General features: G+C 73.6%; 11 protein-coding genes and 1 rRNA gene. 7 read left to right on the forward strand and 5 right to left on the reverse strand.

Going from position 1 to position 10,194, the window contains the following annotated elements:
* Positions 1-79: ribosomal RNA gene (gene rrf, locus EBO15_RS41235) — 5S ribosomal RNA — on the forward strand; the annotation flags it as partial.
* Positions 80-194: 115 nt separating this feature from the next.
* Here rrf and EBO15_RS41240 read toward each other — a convergent pair.
* Positions 195-935, reverse strand: coding sequence for an SDR family NAD(P)-dependent oxidoreductase (locus tag EBO15_RS41240; RefSeq protein WP_122199886.1), 741 nt, complete (start codon positions 933-935; stop codon positions 195-197).
* A gap of 98 nt (positions 936-1,033) precedes the next feature.
* On the opposite strand from EBO15_RS41240, the gene EBO15_RS41245 reads away from it, so the two are divergent.
* Positions 1,034-1,690: a TetR/AcrR family transcriptional regulator gene (locus EBO15_RS41245; protein ID WP_122199887.1), complete on the forward strand. Its 657-nt coding sequence runs from the start codon at positions 1,034-1,036 to the stop codon at positions 1,688-1,690.
* 6 nt (positions 1,691-1,696) lie between these two features.
* Here EBO15_RS41245 and EBO15_RS41250 read toward each other — a convergent pair whose 3' ends face one another.
* The gene (locus EBO15_RS41250; RefSeq protein ID WP_122199888.1) at positions 1,697-2,494 is read right to left on the reverse strand and encodes an SAM-dependent methyltransferase; all 798 of its coding nucleotides are present in this window, start codon (positions 2,492-2,494) and stop codon (positions 1,697-1,699) included.
* A gap of 147 nt (positions 2,495-2,641) precedes the next feature.
* Between EBO15_RS41250 and EBO15_RS41255 the strand changes: the two genes are divergently transcribed.
* Positions 2,642-3,466, forward strand: coding sequence for a glutamate ABC transporter substrate-binding protein (locus EBO15_RS41255; RefSeq protein WP_122199889.1), 825 nt, complete (start codon positions 2,642-2,644; stop codon positions 3,464-3,466).
* A 14-nt stretch (positions 3,467-3,480) separates the two neighbouring features.
* Here EBO15_RS41255 and EBO15_RS41260 read toward each other — a convergent pair whose 3' ends face one another.
* Entirely contained in the window at positions 3,481-4,002 is a 522-nt protein-coding gene (locus tag EBO15_RS41260) for a GNAT family N-acetyltransferase (protein WP_122199890.1), read from the reverse strand.
* 71 nt (positions 4,003-4,073) lie between these two features.
* Between EBO15_RS41260 and murA the strand changes: the two genes are divergently transcribed.
* The 3 genes from murA to EBO15_RS41275 all read left to right on the forward strand — a co-directional run bounded on the left by murA (position 4,074) and on the right by EBO15_RS41275 (position 7,442).
* Positions 4,074-5,381, forward strand: coding sequence for a UDP-N-acetylglucosamine 1-carboxyvinyltransferase (gene murA, locus EBO15_RS41265; protein WP_122199891.1), 1,308 nt, complete (start codon positions 4,074-4,076; stop codon positions 5,379-5,381).
* 188 nt (positions 5,382-5,569) lie between these two features.
* Positions 5,570-7,123: an FAD-dependent monooxygenase gene (locus EBO15_RS41270; protein WP_122199892.1), complete on the forward strand. Its 1,554-nt coding sequence runs from the start codon at positions 5,570-5,572 to the stop codon at positions 7,121-7,123.
* Between the two features lie 118 nt (positions 7,124-7,241).
* Positions 7,242-7,442, forward strand: a complete 201-nt coding sequence (locus tag EBO15_RS41275) for a DUF5302 domain-containing protein (protein ID WP_122199893.1) — start codon at positions 7,242-7,244, stop codon at positions 7,440-7,442.
* Positions 7,443-7,529: 87 nt separating this feature from the next.
* Here EBO15_RS41275 and EBO15_RS41280 read toward each other — a convergent pair whose 3' ends face one another.
* A complete protein-coding gene (locus EBO15_RS41280) occupies positions 7,530-8,159 on the reverse strand; it encodes a pyridoxamine 5'-phosphate oxidase family protein (protein ID WP_122199894.1) in 630 nt (209 codons plus the stop codon).
* Positions 8,160-8,311: 152 nt separating this feature from the next.
* Here EBO15_RS41280 and EBO15_RS41285 point away from each other — a divergent pair, with 152 nt between their 5' ends.
* Positions 8,312-8,956, forward strand: a complete 645-nt coding sequence (locus tag EBO15_RS41285) for a TIGR03086 family metal-binding protein (RefSeq protein WP_122199895.1) — start codon at positions 8,312-8,314, stop codon at positions 8,954-8,956.
* A 41-nt stretch (positions 8,957-8,997) separates the two neighbouring features.
* On the opposite strand, the gene EBO15_RS41290 is transcribed toward EBO15_RS41285, so the two are convergent.
* Entirely contained in the window at positions 8,998-10,008 is a 1,011-nt protein-coding gene (locus EBO15_RS41290) for an MBL fold metallo-hydrolase (RefSeq protein ID WP_233616827.1), read from the reverse strand.
* Between the last annotated feature and the right edge of the window lie 186 nt (positions 10,009-10,194).

Below are 10,194 nucleotides of genomic sequence, written 5' to 3' on the forward strand. Positions count from 1 at the left end.
CCCGAACCCGGTAGTTAAGCCCCTCAGCGCCGATGGTACTGCATGGGAGACTGTGTGGGAGAGTAGGACGCCGCCGGACTTATATTGGGTGGGGCCCGCCACATTGTGGCGGGCCCCACTCCTTTTTGTTTGCGTGTGTGTTGGGGGAGGCCCCGCCATTTTCGTGGCGGGGCCTTTTTGTGTTTGTGGGGTTCTCAGGTGGTGGGGGTGAGGGTGAAGACGGTCTCGGCGCGGTCGCGTTTGGTGGTCATGAGCCAGGCTTCGTTGGCGATGTCGTCCGGGTTCAGGGTCTGGGCCGCGAGGTCGCCGTAGCGGGCGGGATCGGCGGTGATGTGGCGGTGGATGTCGCCGCGGTCGATGACGCCGCCGATGGTGAGGGTTCCCGCGTAGACGCCGTCCGGGGTGAGGGCCGCGTTGAGCGTGAGGGCGTAGTTGCGGAGGGCCGCGGCCGCGAGGGCGTGGGCGCCGAGCGGTGGGAGCGGGACGACGGAGCTCATGCCGCCGGCGAACAGCAGCGTTCCGGACCGGCGCTCCCGCATGCCGGGAAGAACCGCCTGGACGGCGTCCACGGCGGGGAGGACGAGCTTCATGGTCTCGTTGACGTCCGCGCCGGACGTCTCGGTGATCGGCCGGGGCATCGTGTTGGGATCGTCGACCGCGCCGGGGCCGTAGTACAGGACGTCCACGGGGCCCTGCCAGGCGGCGATGGCCGTCAGGGTGTCGCGGAGGCGCTCGGGGTCGCGGACGTCCACGGGGAACGACGACGCCGTGACTCCGGCGTCGGCGAGCTCGGCGAGGTACGCGGCGTGGCGGCTTCCGGTGCGGGAGACGAGGGCGATGGGATGGCCCTCCCGTCCCAGGCGGTGGGCCATCGACATGCCCAACCCCGGACCGGCTCCGATGATCACGGCGGTTCCAGTGTGGCGTTCGGACATGGGCGACCCTTTCGCAGACACAACTTGAGGAGACCCTCAACTTGTGAGGCACGCTAGCACAAAGTTGAGGATGTCCTCAGGTTCGTACAATGGCGGGCATGACCGCCATGGAATCCCGGCCGCTGCGTGCGGACGCCAGACGTAATCGCGAGAAGCTGGTGACGGCCGCGGGCAAGGTGTTCGCGCGGCGCGGGCTGGCCGCGCCGCTGGAGGACGTCGCGCGCGAGGCCGGGGTGAGCATCGGGACGCTGTACAACCACTTCCCGACCCGGGACGGGCTGGTCGACGCGGTCTTCCAGGATCGGCTCACCGCCGTGGACCGTGTGGCCGCGGACGCCCTGGACGCCCCGGACCCGTGGGACGGGTTCGTGGTGTTCGTCGAGGGGGTGTTCGCGCTTCAGGCCGAGGACCGGGGGCTGAACGAGGCGCTGGCCAGGCGGTTCACGGCGGAGTCCGGGATGGAGGAGGCCTGCGGGCGCGGGATGCGTGACCTGGACCGGATCATCGGGCGGGCCAGGGACGCGGGCGCGTTGCGCCCCGACTTCGAGGTGACCGACGTGGCGCTGCTCGTCCTCGGGATGTCCCGGGTGATCGGGGAGAGCATGGAGGTCGCGCCGGGGGCGTGGCGCCGGTGCCTGGGGTTCTTCCTGGACGGGCTGCGGCCCGAGGCGGCGCGTCCGAGCGGTGTTCCGGCGTTGACCGGGGAGCAGCTCGGGCTGATCGCGGAGCGGGGGCGTCCTCCGGCGCGCGGCTGAGGCGGGTCAGGGTTTGCGGGCCATGCCCGCGTAGTGCATCTGCTGGGCGAGGGACAGCTCGTCGGTCGAGGGCTCGTCCGGGTGCCATTGCGGGTTCGGGACGACGCCGGGCGGCAGGAGTTCGTAGCCGTCGAAGAAGGTGGTGATCTCCTTCGCGGTGCGGAAGCGGCCGGTGCCGAGGAGCTCCAGGAACCGGCGCTGGAGCTCCTGCGAGAGCGGGCCGAAGTCGCAGAAGTGCGAGACGAACAGGTGGCTCCCGGACGGCACGGCGGACATGTAGGCGTCCAGGACGCCCTTGGGGTCCTCGTCGTCGTGCAGGTGGTGCAGGATCGCGACGAAGAGCACGCCGACCGGCTGGGAGAAGTCGATCAGGCGGGCGACCTCCGGGTGGCCGAGGACGGTCGCGGGGTCCCGCAGGTCCGCGGTGATCACGGCGGTGCGGTCGTCGTCGGCGAGCAGGGCGCGGCCGTGCGCGAGGACGATCGGGTCCTTGTCGACGTAGACGACCCGGGAGCCGGCGGCGACGCGCTGGGCGACCTGGTGGGTGTTGTCGGCGGAGGGGAGGCCCGCGCCGAGGTCGAGGAACTGCCGGACGCCGTTCTCGGCCATGAGCCGGACGGCGCGTCCGAGGGTGGCGCGGTTGACCCGGGCCATGCTCATGATCTCGGGCAGGCCGTCCTGGAGGCGCTGCGCGACGGCCCGGTCGACCGCGAAGTTGTCCTTGCCGCCGAGGGCGACGTCGTACACGCGCGCGACGCTCGGTCTGCTCGTGTCGATGCCCTGGGGCGCCCACTCCGCCGCCATGGCCGAACCTCGATTCCCCGTCGTGGACCCGTCCGTGTCGGTGATCGTATATGCGCGGGGCCCGGCGAGGGGGAGTTTCTGTCGTCAACCCGTACATCTCGCCCGGCGTTCATCTGACGGACGCGTCCGGTCGTTATCCGTAGGGGGATGGGAACTGTCCTACGGGTCGCCGCCGCGGCGGGGCTGGCGCTGGTGTCGGCGGGGTGCGCCGCGGACGCGGCGACGGCCGGTTCGGTCGCGACGAAGCGGACCCTGGTCGTGGGGGTCAAGGCGGACCAGCCGGGGCTCGGGCTGGCCGACGCGGGCGGGCGCGTGTTCAGCGGGTTCGAGGTGGAGCTGGGCGGGGAGATCGCCCGGCGGGTCGGGGCGTCGGACGTCCGGTACGCGGCGGTCACGTCCGACGACCGGGAGGCGCTGCTGAACGGGCACAAGGTGGACCTGGTGCTCGCCTCGTACTCGATCACCGCGGAGCGCTCGGCGAAGGTGACGTTCGCCGGGCCGTACTACGTGGCGCACCAGGACATCATGGTGCGGAGCGGGGAACGGCGGATCCGGGGCGTCCGGGACCTGGGCGGACGCAGGATGTGCGAGGCGAGCGGCTCGGTCTCGACGTCCCGGGTGGTGCGGGGGCTCGGGATCGACGCCGCGCTGGTGCGGGAGCCGTCGTACTCGGCGTGCGTCCGGAAGCTGCTGGACGGGTCGCTGGACGCCGTGTCCACGGGCGATCTCGTGCTGGCGGGGTTCGCCGCGCAGAACGGCGGCGCGGTGCGGATCCTGAACCGCCCGTTCACCGAGGAGCCGTACGGCGTCGGCCTGCGCAAGGGCGACGTGGACGGCTGCGAGGCGGTGAACAAGGCGATCACGCGCCTGTACCAGGACGGCACCGCGCCGAGGCTGCTGCGGAAGTGGTTCGGGGCGTCCGGGCTCACGAACCTGGTGGGCACCGTGCCGGAGTTCCAGGGCTGCTCGTGAGCCGCGGGCCCCGGTCAGGGCTGCGGGTCGGTCCGGAGGATGGAGTAGCGGACGCCGTCGCGCCAGGCCCCGTCGCGGAAGGAGCAGCCGCGCATGACGCCCTCGCGGGTGAGGCCGAGCTTCTCCAGGACGCGCTGCTCGGCGAGGTTCTCCATCTCGGTGTCCGCCTCGAGGCGGTGGACCTGGGTGTAGGCGAACAGGTAGCGGATGAGGAGCCGCTGGGCCTGCGTCCCGGCGCCCTTGCCGCGGTGGTCGGGGTGCAGGCCGATACCGAAGTTGTAGTGGTGGGTGATCCGGGTGACGGGGACCTTGCGCCAGCCGACGAACCCGACCCGCTCGTCGCCGCTCACGACCAGCAGCATGCTGCTGTCCTCGCCGAGCAGGCCGTCCTGGTGCCAGCGCCGGGACCAGCGGCGCGGATCGTCGTAGCCGTGCCAGGCGATCTCGCCCGCGATGTGGGGGTCGGCGAAGAAGGACTCCAGGAACGGGAGATCGTCTTCCCGGACGGGGCGGAGGGTGAGGGATGGAAGCTCCATGGAGCCGACCGTAGCGGACGATACCGGGCGTCCAGGTTGGAGCCGTCGCGGGCCGGTCATAGGCTGCTCGGGTGATTGAGAAGGTGTGGGAGATCGAGCCGTCCGGGCCGCTGCGCGGCGACGTCACCGTGCGAGGGGCCAAGAACGCGGTCAGTAAGCACATGGTCGCGGCGATGCTGGGGGAGGGGCCGAGCACCATCACCAACACGCCCGACGTGGGCGAGGTCGGGATCACCGGCGCGATGCTGGAGCACCTCGGGATGCGCGTGGAGCGCGCCGACGGGGAGATCACGATCGTGCCGGGGACGGTCGCCGAGCCGAACGTCCCGAAGGCGTTCACCGGGCTGAACCGGATCCCGATCCTGATGCTGGGACCGCTGCTGCACCTGGCCGGGGAGGCGTTCGTCCCGCTGGTCGGCGGCGACCCGATCGGGCGCCGTCCGGTGGACTTCCACGTGGACGCCCTGCGCGCGTTCGGCGCGGAGGTGGAGATCGCCGAGGACGGCATCCACGCCCGCGCGAGCCGCCTGGTCGGGACCCGGATCACGCTGCCCTACCCGAGCGTGGGCGCGACCGAGACGGTGCTGCTGGCGGCCGTCCGGGCGCAGGGCAAGACGGTGATCCGCAACGCCGCGACCGAGCCGGAGATCATCGAGCTGGCGCTGTTCCTGCAGCGGATGGGCGCGCGGATCTCGTTCGCGCCGGACCGGCGGATCGTGGTGGAGGGCGTGCCGCGGCTGAACGGCGCGCGCACCCGGCTGGCGGGCGACCGGATCGAGGCGTTCTCCTACCTGGTCGCGGGCCTGGTCACGGGCGGTGAGGTGCGGGTGCACGGCTGCCCGCAGGACCGCCTGGTCACCGCGATCACCACGCTGGACCGGATGGGCGCGCGGTTCGAGATCACCGACGAGTGGATCATGGCGTCGGCGCCGGACGGGCTGCGCGCGGCGGCCGTCCAGACCGACACCCACCCCGGGTTCGCGACCGACTGGCAGACCCCGCTGATGGTGCTGTTCACCCAGGCGGACGGCATGTCGGTGCTGCACGAGACGGTGTACGAGAACCGGCTGGCCTACGTCCCGGCGCTGCAGAGCATGGGCGCGGAGATCGAGGTCTACGACACCTGCCTCGGCGGGCCCGCCTGCCGGTACCACGACACGGCCGCGCTGCACTCGGCGGTCGTCCGGGGCGTGACCAAGCTGCGTGGCGGCGACGTGACGATGCCGGACATCCGGGCCGGGTTCTCGGCCGTCCTCGCGGCCGCGGTCGCCGAGGGGCCGTCCACGCTGCGGGGCGTCCACCACATCGAGCGCGGCTACCACCACCCGGTCGAGCAGTTCCGGGCCCTCGGGCTGAACCTGCGCGCCCGCGAGGCGTGACCCCGATCCCCACAGTGTGATCTTGGTCGCGGGGTCTTCCGCCGGGCACCCGGCGGGAGGCCCCGCTCCGGCCTGCTCTGCGGCCGTGTGTGGTCAAGGGGCGGTCTGGCATGCCCCTTCTGCGGTGAGGGCGGCGATATCCGGGGAAGGGTCCCGGGCACCGGACTCCGCTGGAGAGGGGTGCCGCCATGGCGCGCGCCGACAACGTGGTGATCGTGGGGGCAGGACCGGCCGGGCTGCTGCTGGCCGGGGACCTGGCCGCCGCCGGGGTCGACTGCACGGTGCTGGAGCGCCGCGCGGACGTCCCGAACCTGACGCGCGCGTTCGCCGTCCACGCGCGGACGCTGGAGACGCTGCACATCCGCGGCGTCGCCGACGAGCTGCTCCGGACGGGGCGGCGGGTCGAGTCGGTGCGGGTGCCCGGCGGGTCCCGGCTCGCCCTGTCGGCGCTGCCGGGAAGGTTCCCGTTCGTCCTGGTCACGCCGCAGTACGAGACCGAGCGGGTGCTGGAGCGGCGGGCGCTCGACGCGGGTGCGCGGATCGTCCGGGGCGCCGAGGTCGCCGGGCTCCGCCAGGACGGCGACGGCGCGGAGGTGCGGTACCGCGCGGACGGCCGGGAGGCGTCGGCCGGGGCGGCGTACGTGGTCGGCGCGGACGGTGTGCGCAGCAAGATCCGCGACGCGGTCGGGCTGCCGTTCCCCGGGCAGTCGGTGCTCGAGTCGGTGATGCTCGCGGACGTGCGGCTCGCCGACCCGCCGGAGGAGGTGCTGACGGTCGGCGGCTCCGGTGACGCGATCGCGTTCGTCGCGCCGTTCGGGGACGGCTGGTACCGGGTGATCGCCTGGGACCGGGAGCACCAGGTTCCCGACTCGGACCCGGTGGACGCCGGGGAGCTGCGCGTGGTCCTGCAGCACGTCCTCGGCAGCGACTTCGGGATGGGCGAGGTCCGCTGGATGTCGCGGTTCCACAGCGACGAGCGGCAGGTCCCGCGCTACCGGGTGGGACGGGTCTTCCTCGCCGGGGACGCCGCACACGTGCACTCCCCGATCGGCGGCATGGGGATGAACACCGGCATCCAGGACGCGGCGAACCTCGGCTGGAAGCTCGTCGCGCAGCTGCGCGGGAGCGCGCCGTCCTGGCTGCTCGACAGCTACCACGAGGAGCGGTATCCGGTGGGGCGCGCCGTGGTGCTGGGCAGCGGCGCGCTGCTGCGCGGCCTGCTGCTGGAGGGGCGTCCGGCGCGGTTCGGCCGGGACGTCCTGCTGGGGGCGGCGACCCGGATCCCGCCGGTGGCGCGGCGGATGGCGGGCCTGGTGTCCGGGATCGACATCTCCTACCGCGCGCCGCGCGGCTCGCACCGGCTGACGGGGCGGCGTGCCCCGGACGTCCGGCTGGCGGGCGGCGGGCATCTTCACCGGGCGCTGCGGGACGGCCGGTTCGTGCTGGTCGTCGCAACGAACGACCCGGCGGTCAGCTACCTGGCGGACCGGCACTGGGCGGGGCGCGTGCGGTGCGTCCCGGCGGGCGGGCCGACGCGCACGACCGTGCTCGTCCGCCCCGACGGGTACGTCGCCTGGGCGACGGACGAGACCACGCCGGAACGCCGGACGGCCGAGATCCGCGAGGCGCTGGAGCGGTGGTGCGGCCCGCCGGCCGAGCACGGGCAGGACCAGGGCCGCGAGAGGCGGGAGAAGAGCGGGCTCGGGGGGCGCGCGCACCCGCGCCGTGAGGAGCGCGGTTAGGGCTCTGGTGGGGCGGTGGTCCAGGTGACCGCTCAGCTCTAAGCGGACGGCCCGGAAACGCGGGAGGTCGCCGGACGTGCGAGGCTTGGAACCGCCCAACGAAAAAGTGGAGGTCCATATGGCCGACTCGACCGAGAACGACGCCGGCGGGAACGACGCCGGCGAGGACGAGGTCAAGCGCAGGTTCCGGGAGGCCCTGGAACGCAAGCGGTCCGCGTCCGAGAGCCGCGGGCGGAACGGGGGCGGGGCGGGCTCGAAGGTCAAGGGTGTCCACGAGCGCGCCGACCACCAGCGCCAGTTCCGCCGCAAGAGCGGCTGACGTACCGGGTGGCGGCCCCCGCGGCGAGTGCGGGGGCCGGTTCCCAGCCGTGGACGGGGTCCCGGGAGTGGACCGTTCCGTCCTGTTTCAGGACTTGTAGAGCCGCTGGGCGTAGGACTCCCCGTAGTACGCCTCCAGCTCCTCCACAGTCTCGGGCGTCGCCATGACGTCCTTGGTGATGCGCGCGTGCGAGGGCAGCGCGCCGGGGTCCCAGGTCTCGGGCTTCCACAGCTCCGACCGCAGGAACGACTTGGCGCAGTGGAAGAAGATCGTCTCGATCTCGACCTCCAGCGCCAGCAGGGGCCGGTGCCCCTTGACGACCATCGCGTCGAAGTACGGCGCGTCCCGCAGCAGGCGGGCGCGGCCGTTGATCCGCAGGGTCTCGTTCCTCCCGGGGATGAGGAACAGCAGGCCCGCGTGCGGGTTCGACAGCACGTTCATGTAGCCGTCCGCGCGCCGGTTTCCGGGCCGCTCGGCGATCGCGATCGTGTGGTCGTCCAGGACGTGGGCGAGGCGTCCGGCGGGGTCGCCCTTGGGGGACACGTCGCAGTTGCCGTCCGCGTCGCTGGTCGCGACCAGGCAGAACGGCGAGGCGGCGAGCCACTCGCGGTCGCGGGCGTGCAGGCGCGGGCGCTCCTTGGCGGCGGCGCGCGGCATCACCTCGCCGAGCAGGGCGCGCAACTCGTCCGCCGACGTGATCTCGGTCCGCTCGAACATCGCAGTCCTTCCTGGGGGACGAAGGGGCTGTCCAGCCTAAACAGGCTTCCTCCACGTCGAGCTCGCCGGGGTGGCGCGGGAGCCGGTTCCCGGCCGGAGGTGCCGATGAGTTCTCGGCGTCCCACGGGTCCTATCCGGCGAAGGGAGCGCGGATGTGGGCGAGGGGCGAGCAGGGCGGCGGGCGGGGACGGTTCACGGACACGGCGCGCGCGCAGGGCCGGGACGCGGCGGGGCTTCTGGCGCGCGGCGCGGCCTACATGATGCGCGGGCTGGACGACGCCGGACCTGAGACCCTCGGCCGTCCGACGCCCTGCGCGGGCTGGGATCTGCGCGTGCTCCTCGGTCATCTGGACGACTCGGTCGCGGCCCTCACGGAGGCGCTGGCCGGCGGGGTCGTCGGCCCGCCCAGGGCGCGGGAGGCGCGGGAGGCTCCGCGGGTGTGCGGGGCCCGCCCAGCGGACGATCTTGTGGCGTCGGTCCGGGCCGGGATCGCGCGGCTGGTCGAGCCGCGGGTGGGCGGCGTGGTGGTCACGGTCGGGGACCGCGTCCTCGCGCACGCCGGCGTGGCCGTGGCGGGGGCGATGGAGCTGGCCGTCCACGGCTGGGACGTCGGGCGGGCGACGGGGGCGAGGCGTCCGGTGCCCGCCGGGCTGGCGCTGCGGCTGCTGCGGCACGCGCCCCGGCTGGTGCCCGCCGGGACGCGCGGAACACTGTTCGCGCGGCCCGTCCCGGTGCCGGAGGCCACCGACCCCGGCGATCTCCTGGTCGCCTACCTGGGACGCGACCCCAGGGCGTGACCCCGAAGGGGGCCGCGGCGCGCCAGGCGGGCCGCGGCCGGTCAGGCGGGCGCGTAGGTGCGCACGCCGTTCGCCTCGTCGGCGACGAGGACGCCCTGGTCGGTGAGGACGTCCAGGTGCGCGTCGATCTCCAGGACGGCCAGCATCCGGCTGAACACGTCCAGGTCGTCCAGCTTGCGCCGGCGGCGCGTCCACGGCATCGCGGCGGCGACCTCGTAGGCGGTGCCGTGGCCCGCGCGGATCAGCCCGGCGGCGGTGTCGAGGCGCTGCTCGTGGTGGTGCAGCAGCTCGTCCACGCGGGTGTGGACGCTCGGGGTGACCTGGCCGTGCGCGGGGAGGAGCAGGGTGTCCGGCATGTCCCGGACGAGCCGCAGCGAGGCCAGGTAGCTGCGCAGCGGCTTGGGCTCCGGCACGGTCTCCAGGCCGAGGGACGGGCTGATGTGGGGGAGCACGTGGTCCCCGGCGAACAGCAGCCCGGCGGCGGCGTCGCGCAGGACGACGTGGCCGCGCGTGTGGCCGGGGGTGGCGAGGACGTCCAGCGAGCGGCGGGTCAGGTCGACGCGCTCGCCGTCGTCGAGCCAGGCGTCCGGCAGGGTGTCCGGCATCACGTCGCGCTCGTCGGCGTTCACGGCGAGTTCGGCGATCTGGTCGGCGAGCACGTCCGCGCCGCAGCGGCGCAGCAGTTCGGCCTGGCGCGGGTACAGGCGGCCCCGGACGTCGAACGCCTCGATCGAGGGCCGCTCGCCGCGGCCGATCCGGACGCGTCCGCCGAACTCGGCGCGCAGCTCGAGGGCCTGGGAGTAGTGGTCCCAGTGGGCGTGGGTGACGAGGAACTGCGCGACGTCGTCGAGCCGGTGGCCGAGGAGCTTCAGCGCGCCGGTGAGGGCCTTGCGGCTGTCGGGCATGGCCCAGCCGGAGTCGACGACGACCAGGCCGCCCGGGTCCTCGATCACGTAGACGTTGACCGCGTGCAGGGACGCGACGGGCAGGGGGAGGGGGATGCGGTGCACGCCGGGCGCGACCGGGTGGGCGCCCGGTTCGGTCCAGTCCACGGGCTGCTCCGTCAGCGGTTCCGCCACCTGATGTCCCCCTCGATCCGAATCTCGTTCGGCCCCGAACCTACTGCATGGCGGCGGTCCGCTTTTCCGTCGGGGGCGAGGTCAGCCGGGGTCGTCCGCCGCGGCCCGGGCCCGCGCGGCGGCCTCGGCGGCCTGGGCCCGGCGCCGCTCGGCGCGTTC

Origin of the sequence: Actinomadura harenae, from assembly GCF_003696215.1 — a bacterium.
GTDB lineage: Bacteria > Actinomycetota > Actinomycetes > Streptosporangiales > Streptosporangiaceae > Spirillospora > Spirillospora harenae.